This is a genomic window from Streptomyces sp. MBT53 (assembly GCF_016654115.1).
Taxonomy (GTDB): Bacteria; Actinomycetota; Actinomycetes; order Streptomycetales; family Streptomycetaceae; genus Streptomyces.
Genome location: NZ_JAEQAZ010000068.1, coordinates 1 through 17,822, shown reverse-complemented (window position 1 = coordinate 17,822; position 17,822 = coordinate 1). Strand labels below are relative to the sequence as shown.

At 70.4% G+C, this 17,822-nt stretch carries 16 protein-coding genes; 11 read left to right on the top strand and 5 right to left on the bottom strand.

Annotation, left to right across the window (positions count from 1 at the left end; all coding sequences use genetic code 11):
• Window positions 1–2: 2 nt before the first annotated feature.
• Both JHN45_RS24570 and JHN45_RS24565 read right to left on the bottom strand, forming a co-directional pair.
• Window positions 3–410, bottom strand: a complete 408-nt coding sequence (locus JHN45_RS24570) for a hypothetical protein (RefSeq protein WP_200711461.1) — start codon at window positions 408–410, stop codon at window positions 3–5.
• Between the two features lie 265 nt (window positions 411–675).
• Window positions 676–1,101, bottom strand: a complete 426-nt coding sequence (locus JHN45_RS24565) for a hypothetical protein (RefSeq protein WP_200711462.1) — start codon at window positions 1,099–1,101, stop codon at window positions 676–678.
• A 163-nt stretch (window positions 1,102–1,264) separates the two neighbouring features.
• On the opposite strand from JHN45_RS24565, the gene JHN45_RS24560 reads away from it, so the two are divergent.
• Window positions 1,265–1,447, top strand: coding sequence for a hypothetical protein (locus JHN45_RS24560; protein WP_200711463.1), 183 nt, complete (start codon window positions 1,265–1,267; stop codon window positions 1,445–1,447).
• Window positions 1,448–1,879: 432 nt separating this feature from the next.
• Here JHN45_RS24560 and JHN45_RS24555 read toward each other — a convergent pair whose 3' ends face one another.
• Window positions 1,880–2,749, bottom strand: a complete 870-nt coding sequence (locus JHN45_RS24555; RefSeq protein WP_201050658.1) for a serine hydrolase — start codon at window positions 2,747–2,749, stop codon at window positions 1,880–1,882.
• A gap of 284 nt (window positions 2,750–3,033) precedes the next feature.
• On the opposite strand from JHN45_RS24555, the gene JHN45_RS24550 reads away from it, so the two are divergent.
• Window positions 3,034–3,849: an SAM-dependent methyltransferase gene (locus JHN45_RS24550; protein ID WP_201050657.1), complete on the top strand. Its 816-nt coding sequence runs from the start codon at window positions 3,034–3,036 to the stop codon at window positions 3,847–3,849.
• A 129-nt stretch (window positions 3,850–3,978) separates the two neighbouring features.
• Here JHN45_RS24550 and JHN45_RS24545 read toward each other — a convergent pair whose 3' ends face one another.
• Window positions 3,979–4,857 (bottom strand): TetR/AcrR family transcriptional regulator, encoded by an 879-nt coding sequence (locus JHN45_RS24545; protein ID WP_201050656.1) that lies wholly within the window; start codon window positions 4,855–4,857, stop codon window positions 3,979–3,981.
• A 29-nt stretch (window positions 4,858–4,886) separates the two neighbouring features.
• A complete protein-coding gene (locus JHN45_RS24540) occupies window positions 4,887–6,281 on the bottom strand; it encodes an FAD-dependent oxidoreductase (RefSeq protein WP_307783179.1) in 1,395 nt (464 codons plus the stop codon).
• 158 nt (window positions 6,282–6,439) lie between these two features.
• Between JHN45_RS24540 and JHN45_RS24535 the strand changes: the two genes are divergently transcribed.
• The 9 genes from JHN45_RS24535 to JHN45_RS24495 all read left to right on the top strand — a co-directional run bounded on the left by JHN45_RS24535 (window position 6,440) and on the right by JHN45_RS24495 (window position 17,487).
• Window positions 6,440–7,978: an APC family permease gene (locus JHN45_RS24535; RefSeq protein ID WP_201050654.1), complete on the top strand. Its 1,539-nt coding sequence runs from the start codon at window positions 6,440–6,442 to the stop codon at window positions 7,976–7,978.
• 42 nt (window positions 7,979–8,020) lie between these two features.
• Window positions 8,021–9,403, top strand: coding sequence for an aldehyde dehydrogenase family protein (locus tag JHN45_RS24530; protein ID WP_201050653.1), 1,383 nt, complete (start codon window positions 8,021–8,023; stop codon window positions 9,401–9,403).
• A gap of 64 nt (window positions 9,404–9,467) precedes the next feature.
• Window positions 9,468–11,579 carry an acetate--CoA ligase family protein gene (locus tag JHN45_RS24525; protein WP_201050652.1) on the top strand — a complete coding sequence of 704 codons (2,112 nt, stop codon included), beginning with the start codon at window positions 9,468–9,470 and terminating at the stop codon, window positions 11,577–11,579.
• Window positions 11,563–12,717: an acyl-CoA dehydrogenase family protein gene (locus JHN45_RS24520; RefSeq protein ID WP_201050651.1), complete on the top strand. Its 1,155-nt coding sequence runs from the start codon at window positions 11,563–11,565 to the stop codon at window positions 12,715–12,717. The genes JHN45_RS24525 and JHN45_RS24520 overlap by 17 nt, the downstream gene beginning before the upstream one ends.
• A gap of 45 nt (window positions 12,718–12,762) precedes the next feature.
• Window positions 12,763–13,782, top strand: coding sequence for a nitronate monooxygenase family protein (locus JHN45_RS24515; RefSeq protein ID WP_201050650.1), 1,020 nt, complete (start codon window positions 12,763–12,765; stop codon window positions 13,780–13,782).
• 40 nt (window positions 13,783–13,822) lie between these two features.
• A complete protein-coding gene (locus JHN45_RS24510; protein ID WP_201050649.1) occupies window positions 13,823–14,281 on the top strand; it encodes a hypothetical protein in 459 nt (152 codons plus the stop codon).
• A gap of 29 nt (window positions 14,282–14,310) precedes the next feature.
• Window positions 14,311–15,531 (top strand): low temperature requirement protein A, encoded by a 1,221-nt coding sequence (locus JHN45_RS24505; RefSeq protein ID WP_201050648.1) that lies wholly within the window; start codon window positions 14,311–14,313, stop codon window positions 15,529–15,531.
• Window positions 15,532–15,625: 94 nt separating this feature from the next.
• Entirely contained in the window at window positions 15,626–16,045 is a 420-nt protein-coding gene (locus JHN45_RS24500) for a hypothetical protein (protein WP_201050647.1), read from the top strand.
• A gap of 206 nt (window positions 16,046–16,251) precedes the next feature.
• Window positions 16,252–17,487: a PP2C family protein-serine/threonine phosphatase gene (locus JHN45_RS24495; protein WP_201050646.1), complete on the top strand. Its 1,236-nt coding sequence runs from the start codon at window positions 16,252–16,254 to the stop codon at window positions 17,485–17,487.
• Window positions 17,488–17,822 lie beyond the last annotated feature (335 nt).

Here is a 17,822-nt window from a genome sequence, read left to right as displayed (position 1 = left end):
GATCAACTCGACGGCCACGTCACCAGCAGGTCGCTGCACGACGAGGGGTTGGACCGGATCCGGATGGCTGTCACCGTGACGGTCGCGTCGTTGTGCAAGGTGGTGTTCGGATCCAGGCAGATCGCGGTACTCGTGGTACCGATTCGCAGAAGGACCGTGTCGTCGTTGCGCGAGTTGTAGACCACATCAGCCCCCTTGCTCTTGGAACCGAGCGTCTGGTTGTAGTCCGCGTCCTGGTACGCGGCCGTGGGACTGCCGGCGGTGAACTGGGCTTCCGTCAGATAGAAGCAGACCCGCGGATAGACACATCCGTGCAAGGTCGTCTCGGCGGCCGCCGGTTGGGCACTCACCACCACCGCGCTCACGGCCGCGAACGCCGCCCACCCCGCCACTGCCTTCTTCATGGTCATGCTGGCTCCCTCCGTCATGAAGAACATTCCGACGCCGATTCCGCGTTTCCGGCGCTGATGCGGTGCCGATCGTCCGTGCTCGATGACACCAACGCTGAACCACCGACCTTGCGAAAACCTTGCGCACCGACTCCGAGGTCCCCAGGCATGCCGTATCTCCTGCCGTTCCCTCGCCGGCAGGCGATACGGCGTGCTTGACAGGCGCCAACTGCCCAGTGCTCTCACCAGGATGAGAAGGCCCGATCGCAGGGCGAGGTGAACACCCCTAGCAGGTGGCCCGGTGGATGGTGACGGTGTTCAGGCTGGAGAACTTGTACCAGCCCGCGCCCCGGGTCAGATTCAGACCGTCGATGTCGAACGCGAAGGTGCAACCGGTCGGCACCTCGAAGGCGTCGACGTCGACGCTGCCACCACCGATGTGGTGGCCCGCCGCAACGGACTTGATGTCCTTCGGACAGGTCGAGCCGATGTTGCCGGTGTCCGCGGTACAGGTCCAGTTCAAGGACACACGGACCGTTCGGTTCGAGTTGTTCTGTACCTCACCGCACGGGGTGGGCGGGAAACTGCTGCATCCTCCGAGCGCCACCTGAGGAGTGCTGGGTGCCGCGGGAGCGGCGGTGGCGACTCCGGCGGCGCCGACAGCGAGGAACAGCGTGCTCATCACGAGAGCGACGGCCGATCTGTTGAGCATTCTCACGCTCGTACCTTTCCGTATGACCTGAACACGTCGTGCGCTCTCGATGGTGGCGGGGTCGCCTTGCGAAAACCTTGCGGCCCGCACGGCGGGGCGAGGGGACGGGGCGGTGTCCATCCTTGAGGAGTGCGCATGTCCTCCGCCGTTTGCGGTGACGACCGTGAACAGCTACCACCAGGCTGTCGACGCCCCCGGCACGGGAGTTCAGGTCGTGGCCCGCGCGGGTGACGGAGTCGTCGGGGAGAACGTCCCGGACGTTCAGTGGCACCCCGAGTTCTTTCGCGAGCCCGATCCGGTCCTCGGCTGGCTCGTCTCGGAGGCGCTGGCCCGCGCGACAGCGTGACGCCCCTCAGTCCCGAGGGCCGCGTGGAACGGGAACGAGCGCGTCGACAGCCTTGAGCTGCGAGCGCCAGGCTGTAGAGCACCTGATGGCAGACGGTTCGCCGGGCCCCGAGCCGGTCCGCCGTGAGGACGGCTTCCGTCAACTGCCAACCGGCGTAGGTGGAGAGGGCGTAGTAGATGTCGATGTGGTCGGTGCCCAGGCGGCGCAGACTGCGCTCCACCGTCCTCGTGATGTGCGCTCGGCCTGGCGGCGATGGCCCGCCCCACGAGTTCCTTCGCCGACGCCCGTTCCGCTACGGGCGGTGCTCCCGGGCGGTCGAACCGCGGTTGGTCGCCGTAGGAGTTGGCCGTGTCGACGTCCGTGAGTTCCACGGGGCGGCACCGATGTCGCAGCCGAGTAATCGCCGGAGGACCAGTGCGGCGAGGTGCGCTGTCAGCCGGCCGCCTGCACCGAGGAGACCGCCGTGCGGGCCGCGCTCTCGACCGCCGCGATACCGCCCGCCATCGAGGCGTTGCCGTTGGAGAGGACCGCGACGAGGTAGTGGTGTGTTCCCGAGGTGACCTCTCCGACGCTGTTGATGTCCCACAGGCCGGTGGTGCTGCGCTGCAGCCAGCCGTTCTTGAGCGCCCACCCGGCGTCGGAGGCCGCCGAGACGCCCCATGACTGTCCGGCGGCGATGCGGGTCATCAGCGTACGGATGTAGCTCTGGGACGTCGTGGTCAGTGCGGACGCGCTGGAGGAAGAGGTCCCGTCCGCGGCGAAGACCGCGTGGAGCAGGCGGATCTGGTCGGTCGCCGTGGTCTGTGTGAGTCCCCACTTGCCGCCGGATCCGCCCACGGTCGCGGACAGACCCAGGCGCTTGTTCGCCGCCTCCAGGCCGGCGGCCTGGCCTATCTGCCGCCAGAGTGCGGTCGCCGCGTCGTTGTCGCTGTGCTCGATCATCGCCGTGGCCCAGGTGAGTTCCTGCTGGGTGAGACCGCGTCCGGCGTCCTGGGCCTGGAGGAGCAGCGTGGCGAGGATGTCGACCTTGATGATGCTGGCCGTGTCGTAGGGGACGTCCTTGCCGCGCACCTGTGGGCTCCGGTCGGGGTGGTCCAGGTCCAGCACGGCGGTCGTCAGGCGTGCCTGGCTCGGCGGGGTCGTCGCGGTCGTCTGCGTGGTGCCGGCGGCCGCGGCGGGACCGGCCGCGGCGGCCGCGAGAAGGGCGGCCACGGCTCCGGTGAGGAGTGCCGTGCGCCTGCCGCGTCGGGCGGGCGTGCTCGCGGTCGGCGTGGTCGGGCGGGGATTCGGTCGGTACGACATGGGGCCTCGGCGGTTCGGGGGCGGGGGCACAGAGCTGCGAACGTAGACGAGGCGGCCGTTTCGCGACGTGACCAGTGCCACGAAAAAGCCCTATGGGTACCATTTGTGAGGATAACCACTGCTCCCGGGCCGCCCCGGGGCGGGCAGCGGCCCCGGGTCACGGAATGTGCACGGACCGGCACTCGGCTCCACCGGAGACATGAACTGGCTTACGCGGCCGGGCCGTTGGGACGTAGGTTGAGCGGCGGACACCGCACACCTCAGGTGAAGGACGAACGCTACCCATGCCAGACCAAGCAATGACCCCCGGACCGGCCGCACAGCAGAAGATCGACACATCGGTGCCGCACTCGGCCCGGATCTGGAACTACTGGCTGGGCGGCAAGGACAACTACCCCGTGGACGAGGAGGCCGGCGACGCGTACACCGCCGTCTTTCCCGGCATCGTCACCATCGCCCGCAGCAGCCGCGCCTTCCTGCGCCGCAACATCACGTACCTGGTCTCCGAGGCGGGCATCCGGCAGTTCCTGGACGTCGGCACCGGCCTGCCGACCGCTGACAACACCCATCAGGTCGCCCAGGGAATCGCCCCCGAGGCCCGGATCGTCTACGTCGACAACGACCCGATGGTCCTCGCGCACGCCCACGCGCTGCTCTACTCCACGCCGGAGGGGGTGACCGCCTACGTGGACGCCAATGTGACGGACCCGGACCGCATCCTGGCGGAGGCCGCCAAGACGCTGGACCTCTCCCAGCCCACCGCGCTCATCCTCAGCAACATCCTGGGCCATGTCGCCACCCACGACCAGGCGCTCTCCATCGTCACCCGGCTGATGGACGCGCTGCCGTCCGGCAGTTACCTCTCCATCAACGACGGTTCGCGGGGCATCGACCCGGTCTTCGAGCAGGCGCAGGACGCCTACAACGAGAGCGGTGCCGTCCCCTACAACCTGCGCACCATCGACGAGATCACGGCGTACTTCGACGGCCTGGAACTGGTGGACCCGGGTGTGGTCTCGGTTCCCCTCTGGCGTCCGGAATCCACCAGCCCGGCTCCGGAACCCATCGGCGAGCACGGCGGCCTCGCCCGCAAGCCGTGACACCCCGGGCCTGACTCCCAGGCTCGAACAGATCGATGTCGGCGGGGGCGCCGGAACCCGGTTCGCACCGGGCCGGTGCCCCCGGCGCCTCGGAACGTTCGGCGGCAGCCGGTGTCCCGAGCCGACCGGTCAGGTCAGGTCGAGGTGCGGTTCGAAGGCTCGCAGCAGAAGTGAGCGCATACGGTCCGGGCGCATCTCGGTCGAGCCGGCGAGGATCTGCATCGCCAGGCCGTCGACCATCGCGGTGAACCGGTCGGCGAGGGCCTCGATGTCGGCCTCGGGTGCCAGGCCCTCGGACCGGCACTCGCGCAGCAGGTCCACCACGACCCGGTACCAGCCCGAGTAGATCCGCCGTTGCGCGGGCCGCAACCGGGGCTCCAGCATCGCCTGGTTCCAGAACTGGATCCACACCGACCATTCGTCGATGTCGTCGGCGGTGAGCGGGAGTTGGACCTCGATCAGTCGGCGCAGCTTGTCCCGCGCGGAGGTCGCCCGGCCGAACTCCTCGTCGAGGCGGGTACGGAACCGCTGGGCGTAGTACTCCAGCGCCGCGTGCAGCGTGGCTTCCTTGCTGGGGAAGTGGTAGTGCACCGTGGCTGTGCTGGTCCCGCAGTAGCGGGCGATGTCCGAGACCCGCACGTTGTGGTAGCCGCGGCGGGCGATGAGGACGGTCGCGGCCTCCAGGATCTGGTCCTGCCGCTCCTGTGCCGTCACCGACTGCGCCCGGTCCCGCCCGGTGTCGGGCGGAAGTACGGGCTCGGGGCCGGTTCCCTCGACGAGATACTCCGTGGACACCCCGCAGGCCTTCGCGATGGCGGCGATCTCCTCGTCGCGCAGCCGCCGGGTCCCGCGCAGCGCCTTGGACAGGGCGGTCGGGTCCATGCCGATGCGGTGGGCGAGTTCGCGCTGGGAGACGGCGGCGGCCCTGATCGCCGTACGGACGCGTTCCGGCAGATCGGCGACGGTCCCGGCAACGGTCTCGGCCGGCCGCTCTTCGATGCTGGTCATAACCCGGCCAGTATGTCAGGCAAGGCGCTTCACCCCGGGTGGACGACGGCCGCCAGGGCGCTGATCACCTCGGCCGCCGCACGCTCGCCCGACGAGATCGCCCCGTCGATGTAGCCGTTCCACACCGAGGCGGTCTCGGTCCCGGCCCAGTGGACGAGCCCGGACGGTTCCCGCCAGCCCTCCCTGCCGTGCCGGGTCCAGCCGCCCGGGGTCACGAAGCATTCGTAGCCTCCGATGGTCCAGCCCGTCCGGGGCCAGATCTTCTCGACGTAGTCGACGGGCGCTCCGGCCCGGGGTCCGGCCACCGCGGACAGGGCGGCCAGCACCTCGCGGCGGCGCTCGGCGTCGGTCCCGGCGGACCAGCGGTCGAGCCGGTCGCCGTAGACGAACGCGACGAGCACGCCGCGCGAGGCGTCCTCGGGAGAGTTGTCGAAGACGACGCCGACCGGGTTGTCGCCGTAGAGCGTCGCGATCCCGGAGCGTCCGGCCGTGCGCCAGAAGGGTTCCTCGTAGACGGCGTGCACCTTGGCGACCCTGCCCATCGGCGAGTGGCGCACCCAGCCGAGCCGCCCTGCGGGGAGCACCGGGTCGAACGCGATCCGCTCGATCGCCGCCGGTGGTACGGCGACCACGGCTCGCTTCGCGCGGACGACGGTGTGGCCGGTGTACGCCTCCACTCCGTGCGCACTCTCGCGCAGGGACAGCACCGGCTCGCCGAGCCGGACCCGTCCGCCCAGTGACTTCGCGAGCCCGTGGGCCACGGCGTCCGCACCGTCAGAGAAGCGGGCGTCCTGGGCGCAGCCGCGGGTCTCCATCAGCTGTTCGTAGCCGCCGCCCGAGGCCAGGTAGAACAGCACGTGGAAGAAGGAGATCTCGCGCGGTTCGGCGCACCAGACGCCCTGGATGGCGAGCGCCAGCCGTTGGAGGGCGTCCTCGTCGGCGGTCTGTGCGCGGAAGAAGTCCTCGGCCGACAGGGCGTCGAAGTCGGCGAACCGCGGGGTGGACCACGGCTGTTCGAGGTCGACGGTGCGGGCGAGGTCGTCGAGGAGGGCGGTGACGCGTTCGTACTCCTCGACGCCCGGTCCGGTGTCCGGTGCGCCGCCCGCGTAGTCGAGGCGGGTGCCGTCGGCGCGGATCTCGACGTGCCGCCCGGTCTCCCAGGTCGGGAACGTCCGGCAGCCGAAACGGTCCGCCAGCGCGTGGAACCGTCGCTGGCTCGGCCCGATCCACTGTCCTCCGTGGTCGATGCGCACGCCCGACGGGCTCACCTGGCTGAACACACGGCCGCCCACGCGGTCGGCGGCCTCCAGTACGACGACGTCGATCCCGGCGTCGGCCAGCCGCCACGCGGTGCTCAGCCCCGCGTATCCGGCGCCCACGACCACGACCTCGGTGTCCACGGCAGAAGTTTCGAGTGGTGTCACGCCGGCCACCGTGCCGCAACACTGACTCGCCAGTCAAGATGCTCCACAAAATTGCGATCGAAGTCTTGACAGCGCCTCCCGCCACAGCCAGTCTGACTCGCCAATCAGTCATTGCGTTTTCTTGTCGGTACCCGTAGACCAATAGATCGGGAGTGGCAATGACCTCTGATTCGCAACTCCAAGTGCGCGAGGCCCAGACGGACAAAGGCCTGCGCTCCGGCGCGCTCGGCATGGCCACCAGCCTGATCCTCGCCGTGGCGTCCGCGGCGCCCGCCTACAGTCTCACCGCCACCCTGGCCTTCGTCGTCGGATACGTCGGCTTCCAGGCCCCGGCCGTGGTGGTGCTCGCCTTCGTCCCGATCCTGTTCGTCTCCTTCGGCTACGCCGCGCTCAACCGCCGCGATCCGGACTGCGGCACGATCTTCACCTGGGCCACGCGCTCACTGAATCCGAGCCTCGGTTTCCTGGGCGGCTGGGCGATCATCGCGTCCTTCGTCCTCGTGATCGGCAGCCTCGCGCAGGTCGCCGGACAGTACGTGTTCCTGCTCGCGGGCGCCGAGAACATCGGTTCCGATCCGGCGAACTGGCGGGTGCTGCTGGCCGGACTCGGCTGGCTCGCGCTCATGACCCTCGTCTGCTACCGCGGTATCGAGATCGCGGCGGCGGTCCAACGCGCCCTGCTGTTCCTCGAGTTCGGCATGCTCGTGGCGCTGTCCGTCGTCGCGCTCGTCAAGGTGTACGCCGGCAACGCGCCGACCGGGACCCGGAGACCGAGCCTGTCCTGGCTCAACCCCTTCGAGGGCGCGTCCCTGAGCGCGTTCGTCAGCGCGCTGGTGCTGATGCTGTTCATCTACTGGGGCTGGGAGACGGCGCTCACCGTCAACGAGGAGACCACCGACCGGCACCGCATCCCGGGCCGCGCCGCGACCTGGTCCACGGTGCTGCTGGTGACGCTGTACCTCCTCGCCACGTTCGCCGCGATCTCCTTCGCCGGTATCGGCGACTCCGGGATCGGCCTGAACAACCCGGACAACTCCGGGGACGTCCTCTACGGCTTCGGCACCGCGGTGTTCGGCTCGAGCGGTTTCGGCTCGGTGCTGTGGCACCTGCTGATCCTCATGGTCCTCACCTCGGCCGCCGCCTCGACGGAGACGACCGTACTGACCCTGAGCCGCACGATGCTGTCGATGGGCGACCAGGGCGCACTCCCCCGCGCACTGGCCCGGGTGCACCCGCGCTTCCGCATCCCGCACGTCGGCACGATCGCGGTCGGGGTGATCGGCGCGGTGGTGTACGTCGCCCTGAACTTCCTCGGCCACGGCCTCGTCCTCGGCGACGCGGTGTCCGCCTGCGGGGTGCTGATCGCGTTCTACTACGGCCTCACCGGGCTCACCTCCGCCTGGGTGCACCGCAACGAGCCGCGCGCCAAGGCGTCGGCCCTGTGGCTGACGGTGATCCTCCCCGCGATCGGCGGGATCGTCCTGCTCGCCGCGGGCGCCTGGAGCCTGGTGCAGGCGTGGGATCCGATCAACAGCGGCACGAGCTGGACCCTCCCGTTCTCCTCGGGATCCCGCGTCGGCGGCACGTTCCTGATCGGCACCGGGACGCTCCTGCTCGGACTGGTCGCCCTGTCGATCTGCCGGCGCCTGTATCCCGCGTTCTTCGCCCGCCGATCAACTCCCGCAGTTCAGAGCTGAGTTCGGCTCCCCCGTCCTACGACCCCTTGAGGTTCATCACTCATGACCCTGCCAGGCACGGGCCGGCCCGCCTATCAGGTCGTCGATCCCGCGACCGGCGAACCGGTCCGCTCCTTCCCCTACGCCACCGAGACCGAGGTCGCCGACATCCTCGACGCCTCGCAGGCGGCGTACCTCGACTGGCGGGAGCGCACCGTCGCCGAACGCGCGGATCTCGTCCGCCGGGCGGGCGCCGCGCTCCTCCGACGCTCCCGCGAACTGGCCGCGACCATGCGGCTGGAGATGGGCAAGCCGCTCCCCGAAGGGATCGACGAGATCGAGTACTGCGCGTCGATCTTCGACCACTACGCCGACCAGGGCCCCGCCCTGCTCACGGACGAGGAACTCACGCCCCGTGGCGATGGCCGGGCGGTCGTCCGATCCCGCCCGATCGGCCCCCTGTTGGGCATCATGCCCTGGAACTACCCCTGCTATCAGGTGGTGCGCTTCGCCGTCCCGAACCTCGTGCTGGGCAACACCGTGATCGTCAAGCACGCCGAGTCGGTCCCGCTCACCGCCAAGGCACTTGAGGAGGTGTTCCTCGACGCGAGCCTGCCGCACGGGGCCTATCTCGACGTCTTCGCCACGCACGAGCAGGTCGAGGCCGTCATCGCCGATCCCCGCGTGCAGGGCGTGTCGCTGACGGGCTCCGAACGTGCGGGCTCGGTCGTCGCCGCGGCGGCGGGCCGACACCTGAAGAAGTGCGTGCTCGAACTCGGCGGCTCGGACCCGTTCATCGTGCTCGACTCCCCCGACGTGACCGCCGTGGCAACGCTGGCCTGGCAGACCCGCATGCACAACAACGGGCAGGCCTGCACCTCGAACAAGCGCATGCTCGTGATGGCCGACATCTACGACGAGTTCGTGACCGCGCTCGTCACCGAGGCCGAGGCCGTCGACACCGCCGTACATCCTCCGCTGGCCTCCCGCGCGGCGGCCGAGCACCTCGCGGCCCAGGTCGAGGACGCCGTCGCCAAGGGCGCCCGGCTGCTCGCGGGCGGTGTCCTGGCATCGGACGGGTCGGCCCGCTACTCCCCCGCCGTCCTGGTGGACGTCACCGAGGACATGCGGGCCTGGCACGAGGAACTCTTCGGGCCGGTGGCCGTCGTGCACCGCGTCACGCACGACGAACACGCGGTCCGACTCGCCAACTCCACCCCGTACGGGCTCGGTTGTGCCGTCTTCAGCGCCGATCCCGAGCGGGCGCGCCGCGTCGCGGAGCGACTGGAGACCGGCATGGCGAACATCAACACCGCGTCCATGGACGGACCCGAACTGCCCTTCGGCGGCGTCCGACGCTCGGGCTTCGGCCGTGAACTGGGCCCGGGCATCAGCGAGTTCATCAACAAGCGGCTCGTATGTACGGTGGTGGGGCCCCATGTCTGATCAGTTCGGCACCGCGGATCACCGCGGCGGCCCGCCGTCGGCACCTGAGACCGGGAGACCGTCCGTGTCCTTTCCCCGGGCCTTCGTCGACCCCTCGTCCATAGCCGTCGTCGGCGCCACCGAGGACCGCGCCAAATGGGGCTACTGGCTCGCCACCGGCGCCCTCGCGGGAACCGACCGTCGGCAGGTGTGGCTCGTCAACCGCCGTGCCGCGCAAGTCCTCGGCCAGCCCTGCCGTCCGACGGTGGGCGACCTGCCGGAAACCCCCGACCTCGTCGCCCTGTGCGTACCGCCGCAACACGTCCTTCCTGTCGTCCGGGACGCTCTCGCCAAGGGATGCCGCGCGTTCCTCTCCATCACCGCGGGACTCGGAGCCGACGAGGCCGAACTCGCCGCGCTGCTCAGCGAGTCGGTCGCGCGGATGATCGGGCCGAACAGCCTCGGACTGTTCAACGCCTCCACGCAACTCCGGCTCGTCTGGGGGAACTTCACGCCCGGAAGCCTGGCGATCGTCTCGCAGAGCGGTCAGTTGGGCTCTGAGATCGCCGGCCTCGGCGCACGGGCCGGACTGGGCGTGTCCCGCTTCTACTCGGTCGGCAACCAACTCGACGTGGGAGCCGCCGACATACTCGAATCCCTCGTCGCCGACGAACACACCACCACGGTCGCGCTCTACCTGGAGAGCTTCGCGGACGGAACACGCATCGTCGCAGCCCTCGAAGCCCTCCACCGCGCCGGCAAGCACGCGCTGGTCCTCACCACGGGTGCCAGCGAGGGCAGCCGTCGACTCGCGCGGTCCCACACCGGTTCGATGACCTCGGCACTCGACGTCGTCGACGCGGCGTGCCGCGCCGCCGGAGCCCTCCGGGTGGCGTCACCGCGCGAACTCGTCGACGCTGCAAGGGTGTTGGACGCGATTGCACCGCCGGACGGACGCCGGGTCGCGATCATCAGCGACAGCGGCGGACAGGGCGGGATCGCCGCCGACCTCGCCGCCGACCGGGGACTCCGCGCGCCGGTCTTCACCGACGGGCTGCAGACCGTTCTGCGTGCCCTGCTCCCCGCCGCCGCGGCGGTGTCCAATCCGGTGGACCTCGCGGGTGCGGGGGAAGCGGATCTCCAGGTCTACGCCCAGGTCGTCGAGTTGGTGGCCGCCTCCGGCGAGGTCGACTCGGTCGTCCTGTCGGGGTATCTCGGCTGCTACGGCGAGGACTCGCCGAGCCTCGTGGACGCCGAGTCCGCCGTGATCGACCGCCTCGGCCGCCGCCACCGGACGGACGCGGCGCACGTCCCCCTGATCGTGCACAGCATGAGCGCCGCCTCGCCCGCGATCGCTCGGCTACGGGAGCACCGCGTCCCGGTCTTCGACACCATCGACGCGGCCCTGGGCGCGCTGGGCCACGTGTCCCGGCTGGGCGGGCAGCCCCGCCCCGCGCCGACGACCGTACAAACCGAAGCGGCCGTCCCGGGGCCCGGCTACTGGGCGGCTCGTACGTTCCTCACCGCACTCGGCATCGCGATGCCCGAGGCACGACGGGTCACCGACGCGGCCGGGTTCGCGGCGGCCTGCTCGTCCCTGCGACCGCCGCTGGTACTCAAGGCCGGATGGATCGAGCACAAGAGCGAACACCAGGCCGTCAGAACCGGGTTGGGCCCGGAGACCGCCGCTGCTGCGTTCCGCGAGATGTACGAGCGGCTCGGGCCGGGCGAGTACGTCGTCGAGGAGCAGGACACCCGGCCGGGCGTCGTCGAGATGCTGATCGGCGGGCGCCGGGACCGTGACTTCGGTCCGACCGTGGCCGTGGGCCATGGCGGGGTCCATGCCGAACTCTGGCGTGACGTGTCCGTGGAGCTGGCTCCGGTCGACCGGCGGACGGCGGCCGGAATGCTCGACCGGCTGCGCTCGCGCCGACTGCTGGACGGCTGGCGGGGACAGCCCGCGGTCGACGTCGAGGCGCTGATCGACGCGATCGTCGCCGTGTCGGAGGCGATCGCGGCGGCGCCCGGTGTCGCGGACATCGAGGTCAACCCGATCCGGGTCGGGGCCGAGGGCGCACTCGCCGTGGACGCGCTCGTCGTCTCCGGTGCCGCAGCAGTCGTACCAGAGACAACCGGGGCGACCGGCCACCGGGAAACCACCGAGGAGCAGGAGATATCGCGTGAGCACGTCCACTGAGCCCTGGCCGCTGACCGATGAGCAGCGGGCGATCGTCGAACTGTGCCGGGAGTTCGCCGCGAACGAGATCCGGCCGCGCGGGCGCGAGGTCGACGAGCGGGACATCGAGTCGCCGCTGGACATCTTCCGGGCCGCGGCCAAGGTCGGCATCACCGACTTCATGCTGCCCGAGGAGTACGGCGGGGGTGGATTCACCGATGTCGTGACGCAGTGCCTGGTGCAGGAGCAGATGTGCTGGGGCGACCCGGGCATCGGCAACTTCGTCTGCTCCAACGGGTTCTTCGCCGACCCGCTGCTCGCGCTCGGCACCGAGGAGCAGAAGGCGGAGTGGCTGCGTCCGCTCGCCGGTCCGAACCCGCTCTACACCGCGCTGGCGACGACCGAACCGGAATCGGGTTCCGATGCCGCGTCCATCGTCACCACGGCTACACGCGTCGAGGGCGGTTACTCGATCAGCGGGCAGAAGGTGTGGATCTCCAACGCGGGACTGGCCGACCAGTACGTGGTGTTCGCCAAGACCGACCCCAGTCGCGGGGCCTCCGGGGTCACCGCCTTCCTGCTGCGCAAGGGTACGGAGGGGATGACGTTCGGGGAGCCCATGCGCAAGATGGGGCAGCGCGCGATCGTCTGCCGCGAGATCTTCTTCGACAACGTCTTCGTGCCCGAGTCCGACCGGCTCGGGGACGAGGGGCAGGGCTTCCGCGGGCTGATGAGGACGTTCGACATCTCGCGGATCGTACTGGCCGCCGCGGCGACCGGAGCGGCCCGTGCGGCCTACGAGTACGCGCTCGACTACGCCCGCGAGCGCAAGCAGTTCGGCAAGCCGATCATCGAGCACCAGGCCGTCGCGTTCCGGCTGGCCGACATGGCGACCCGGATCGAGTCCGCGTGGCTGCTCACCCTGCACGCGGCACGGCAGATGGACGCCGGGGCGGATGCCACAAAGGTCGCGGCCATGGCCAAGCTCCAGGCCTCGGAGACCGCGATGGCGGTGACCTGGGGTGCCGTCCAGACGCTCGGCGGGTGGGGCTACTCGCGCGAGTTCCCGGTCGAACAGTGGATGCGCGACGCCAAGTTGGAGGAGATCGAGGAGGGCACCTCGGACATCATGCGGCTGATCATCTCGCGACGCCTCTGACGCCCCCGAAGCCTGTGCCGTCTCTGCCCCCGCGACAGGAGTGACATGACCTTCCAGAACGAGTTCACGGAGATGTTCGGGGTCGAACATCCCATCGTGTGCGGCGGGATGCTCGCGGTGGGCACCGCCGAGCTGATCTCGGCCGTCGCGAACGCCGGCGCGCTGGGCTTCCTCAGCGCGCTGACCCAGCCCACCCCGGAGGCGCTCGCCGAGGAGATCGCGCGCTGCCGTGAACTGACCGACAAGCCGTTCGGCGTCAACCTCACCATCCTGCCCACCATCGAGCCGGTGCCGTACGACGACTACCGGGCGGTCATCATCGACTCCGGTGTGAAGGTCGTCGAGACGGCGGGCAGCAACCCCGCGCCGCACCTGCCGGCGTTCAAGGAGGCCGGGGTGAAGGTCGTGCACAAGGCCGTCGCCGTCCGGCACGCGCTGAAGGCCGAGGCGCTGGGCGTCGACGCCGTCAGCATCGACGGGTTCGAGTGCGCCGGGCACCCCGGGCAAGACGATGTCCCCGGGCTCGTACTGATCCCGGCCGCCGCCCGCAGGCTGCGCATCCCGATCATCGCGTCAGGCGGCTTCGCGACCGGCTCCGGCCTGGTCGCGGCCCTGGCGCTCGGAGCGTGCGCGATCAACATGGGGACCCGGTTCGAAGCGACGGAGGAGGCGCCGATCCACCCGAACGTGAAGGCCCGGATCGTCGCGAACGACGAGCGCGGCACCCAGATCGTGTTCCGGGAGTTCGGCAACACCGCCCGCGTGGCGCGCAATGCGGTCTCCCAGGACATCGCCCGCCTCGGTGCGCGCCCCGGGGCCGCCTTCTCCGACGTCGCCGAGCTGGCCTCCGGGAAACGCGGCCGACAGCGGGTGCTGCGTGAGGGCGACGTCGAGGGCGGAATGTGGTGGGCCGGTCAGGCGCAGGGCCTCATCGACAGCGTGGAGAGCTGCGAGACGGTGGTCCGCACGATCGTGGCGGACGCGGAGAGCATCATCAGCGATCGGCTGCGGGGACAGCTGGCAGGGGTAGCGGTTCCGGCGGGAAGCGACCACGTACCGTACTGATGCTCCGCCCAGATCCGATCCGCTTCGGAGGCCCTGCCCCATGGCCCGCCTGTACGTCCGCTCCGGCATCGTCCCCGACGATCCGGACGCGGCCTTCCCCATCCTGGTCGTCGATCCGGACGGCACCCCGGGCGAGCGTGCCATGGCCCGGCTCGGTGGGCACTGTTACGAAGGAGACGGGGCGTTCTACCTGGTGCGGACGGACGGCTGGGCCGAGCGGTCGGTCGACTCCGGGCGGCTGGCGGTCGGCATCGCCGACCACCCCGTACCGCTCCGGCAGGCGAGCACGGACCCCGCCGACTTCCCCGAACGGTCCGCGATCGACCCCGACGCCGTACTGATCGTGGAGGCCCGGACAACAGTCGATCCGGAACTCCGCGCGCGCCTGAGCGAGCCGACCGTCGTGTTCACCGCGGGACCCGACGTCACGCTCGACGAACTCCTCGCCGACGACGAGGAGTGGCCGATCATGCTGGCTCCCCCGCCGTCAGAGGCCTGACCGCCGTCAGGACAGGGCATGGTGGTGCAGTGAGCGACGACGACACCACCGCACCGGCCCCTCAAGAGACATCCGAGGAGAACCGGCACGCCAGCTGGCTGGAGCTGTTCTTCGACCTGGTCGCCGTGGCCGGGGTGGCGCAGATCGCGCACCTGCTGCACGGAGTCCCGGACATCTCCGACCTGGGCATGTACGCGCTGCTGTTCCTGGCCTTCTGGACGGCCTGGATCGTCTTCACCCTGTACGCGAACGTGGCCTACGAGAACACCCACGTCCGTACCGTGCTGGCCGCGATGTTCGGCATGGCCGTCATGGCCGCGGCGGTACCAGGGGTGCACGAGGGCGACGACCAGCACGCGCGCGTGTTCGCGCTCGCCTACGTCCTGATCCGGGGACTGGCGAGCCGGGCCTGGCAGCACCGCCGCCAGATCCTCGTCGACTGGCCTGCCGCCCAGATGTCGCTCGGCGTGATCCCGTGGATCGTCTCCCTCTGGGCGCACGACCCGCTGCGCCACTGGCTCTGGGCCCTCGGTATCGCCCTCGATCTGTACGTCACCTTCGCGGTCTCCGCACGCGACCTCGTCGAGCACCAGGAGGCCCGGGAACGCCACGACGACCGAACCGCGCGGCGCGGCTCCGCGGGGCGCCCCTCGCTCGCGCGGTCGCAGACGGAGCACCTGAGCGAACGGCTCGGCCTCTTCGTCCTCATCGTGCTGGGCGAGGGCGTCGCCCAGGTGGTCGCAGCCCTTTCGGACGCGGAGTGGGACAAGCAGCTGTACATGGTCGCCGTCGCGGCGTTCTTCCTGCTGGCGACACTGTGGGCGTTGTCCTTCGAGCACGGCTACGCGGGAGTGCCGCATCTGACGGCGGGAGTGCTGCCCTCCCGTGCGGGGCTGCCCCTGCACTGCTTCGTGTCCGGTTGTCTCGCCGCGCTGGCCGCCGCGCTGGGAGCAGCGGCCGAGCATCTGGAGACGCTGCCGGACGCCACCCGGTGGCTGCTGTGCTCGTCGCTGGCCGGGTACTTCCTGCTCAGCGGACTCGCCTGGCTGGGGCAGGCCGGCCGGGAACAGCGGTGGCTGCTGTCGGTGGCTCTCCCCTGCTGCGTACTGCCCCTGCTGCTGGCGGTGTTCGGCGCACACGTTCGCACCGTGACCGTGGTCTGGCTGCTCGTCCTGATCACCCTGTGGCCGATCCTCTACGAGCGACGGGCGACGAAGTCGTCGAAGGAGGCCGTGCGGGCCACGGCCTGAACCATGGGGCGAGGTTGTAGCGGCAGCGCGGACTCGGGCAGGCTTGCTTCCCCCGTCGCCAGGAGGAGCGGGACGAGCAGAAGGAGTCTCAGCCATGATCGACTGGGTGCCTCTCCGTACCGGAGCGAGGCCCGTCCCCTCGCCCATGGCCACACCGCTGGTCTGGGCCGCGGCATCCGGTGGCGCGTTGGTGCTGGTGGCACTGCTCAACGCGCTGATAGGTCCCGACCGGCCCTCGCCCGCGCTGGTCGCGTTGTCCCTGCTGTCCGTGGTGCTCGGTCTGTGCGCCCGCTTCACGGCGGCCCCCGGCATCGCGGTGCTGTGCTGGCTCTTCCTCAACGGCTTCGCCATACCGCCCGCAGGCACTCTCACCTGGGCCGGACACCGCGACACGTTCTGGCTCGGCTGCCTGTTCACCGCCGCCCTGCTGGGCACTGCTCTGGCCCGCCTCCTCCACGCCCGTGCCGCCTACCGCCGGGTGACCACCGGCGTCGCCGGCACGACGGACACCTGATCGTCATGAAGGGCGTGGCCGCTGAGCGGGCAATACCACCGCCCGGCCGCCCACGGCGGCCCACGCGGGCAGGCCACTCTGTCGGGTGACGGCCGACGGCATCGCCGCTGCTTGCCGGACCGAAAAGTGCCGTTTCCGGGCTTCGTGGCCAGATCCCTCTTATCGTGGAGCGACACAGTGACCATCGGCGTCGAAGCGGGCAGGCCATGCAGGATCCGGATCCGGAGATCGACTACGCGGCGGTCTTCCGCGACCTGCCCGGGATGGTGGCGCTGCTCACCCCTGACCTCGTCTATCTCGACGCCAACGAGGACTTTCAGCGCCTGTCCGGACGCAAGCGCGAGGAACTGGTCGGCCGCTACATCTTCGACGTCTTCCCCGAAAACCCCAAGGACCCGGCGGCGGCCGGGATGCGCGAGACCCGGGAGTCGATGCTGCGGGCGGTGACCACCGGGGAGCGCGACACCATGGCCCTGCTCCGCTACGACATCGAGGACCCGCCGCTGTCCGGCCGGTGGGTGGAGCACTTCTGGAGCCCGGTCAACGCGCCCGTCCGCGATCCGGACGGCGAAGTGATGCTGATCGTCCACCGGGTGGAGGAGGTCACCGAGTTCGTCCGGGGCTTCGGCGGCCAGTCCGACGACAGCCGGGCCCGGGTGCTGGAGGCCGAGCTGTACACCCGGGCACGCGAACTCCAACAGGTCAACGAGCGGCTGCGCACGGCCCACGCGCACGAGCGCGAGGTGGCCCTGACCCTGCAGGCGGCGATGCTGCCTCCGCCGCGCCCGGTCGGCCATCACCGGGCGGCCGTCCGTTACCGGCCCGCCGTGGGCGCGCTGAACGTCTGCGGCGACTGGTACGACCTGGTCGACCTGCCCGACGGCGGGATGGCGGTCGCCGTCGGTGACGTGGTCGGACACGGTCTGGCCGCGGCCTGCGCCATGGGCCAGCTGCGCAGCGCCCTGAGCGCGGCCTGCCGGGTCGCCGACGGACCGGGGTCCGCGCTGGAGGCCCTCGGTCTGTACTCCCGTTTCGTCGAGGGCGCCGAGTCGGCCACCGCGGTCACGACGTTCATCGACTGGGACGACCACGCCATCACCTACAGTTGCGCGGGCCATCCGCCGCCGGCCCTGCTCGACCCCGACGGCACGGTGACCTTCCTCGACCAGGCCACCGACCCGCCGCTGGGCGCCAGACCCGAGCATGTCGGCCGGGTGCAGACGAGCGTCCCCTTCGCCGAGGGCGCCACCCTGGTGCTGTACACCGACGGACTGATCGAGCGTCGTACGGAGGACATCGACCGCGGTCTGGCCCGCCTCGCCGACTCCCTCGCCCACCACGGGAACGCGGAACCCGAGTCCCTGGCCGACGCCCTGCTCGCCGATCTGCTCCCCGCCGAGGGCAACACCGACGACACGGCCCTGATCGTCCTGCGTCTTTGACGGCACGTCCGTTCCGGGCAGGGGCCGTGCGTCTGGCCTGAACTCGTGGCCCGGCGAACCGCCCGCCGGCCCTGCGCGAGTGCGTGGAACGGGCATGGCCGGGCGCCTAGTTCGCCGGTTCCGCCGATGTCTCGACTCAGCCCGTGCACAGCTTCCCCGGCCGATTGTCAGTGATCGCCGCTAACGTTCCACTTGTCGTCGCACAGGTGTCGGGGCATCCCGGCTGAACTGTGCTTTCTTCTGGCTGTGTTGATGTGGGAGGCGGGGGCATAGTGGGTTGGCTGTCGGCGGGTGACGGGTACGAAGTCGCCCTGGTGGAGGGGCGGGTGGCGGCG

Coding starts and splice junctions, on each gene's coding strand:
- JHN45_RS24495 (WP_201050646.1), top strand. CDS start 16,252: ATGCAGGATCCGGATCCGGAGATCGACTACGCGGCGGTCTTCCGCGAC.
- JHN45_RS24545 (WP_201050656.1), bottom strand. CDS start 4,857: ATGACCAGCATCGAAGAGCGGCCGGCCGAGACCGTTGCCGGGACCGTC.
- JHN45_RS24530 (WP_201050653.1), top strand. CDS start 8,021: ATGACCCTGCCAGGCACGGGCCGGCCCGCCTATCAGGTCGTCGATCCC.
- JHN45_RS24555 (WP_201050658.1), bottom strand. CDS start 2,749: ATGTCGTACCGACCGAATCCCCGCCCGACCACGCCGACCGCGAGCACG.
- JHN45_RS24550 (WP_201050657.1), top strand. CDS start 3,034: ATGCCAGACCAAGCAATGACCCCCGGACCGGCCGCACAGCAGAAGATC.
- JHN45_RS24510 (WP_201050649.1), top strand. CDS start 13,823: ATGGCCCGCCTGTACGTCCGCTCCGGCATCGTCCCCGACGATCCGGAC.
- JHN45_RS24570 (WP_200711461.1), bottom strand. CDS start 410: ATGACCATGAAGAAGGCAGTGGCGGGGTGGGCGGCGTTCGCGGCCGTG.
- JHN45_RS24535 (WP_201050654.1), top strand. CDS start 6,440: ATGACCTCTGATTCGCAACTCCAAGTGCGCGAGGCCCAGACGGACAAA.
- JHN45_RS24515 (WP_201050650.1), top strand. CDS start 12,763: ATGACCTTCCAGAACGAGTTCACGGAGATGTTCGGGGTCGAACATCCC.
- JHN45_RS24565 (WP_200711462.1), bottom strand. CDS start 1,101: ATGCTCAACAGATCGGCCGTCGCTCTCGTGATGAGCACGCTGTTCCTC.
- JHN45_RS24500 (WP_201050647.1), top strand. CDS start 15,626: ATGATCGACTGGGTGCCTCTCCGTACCGGAGCGAGGCCCGTCCCCTCG.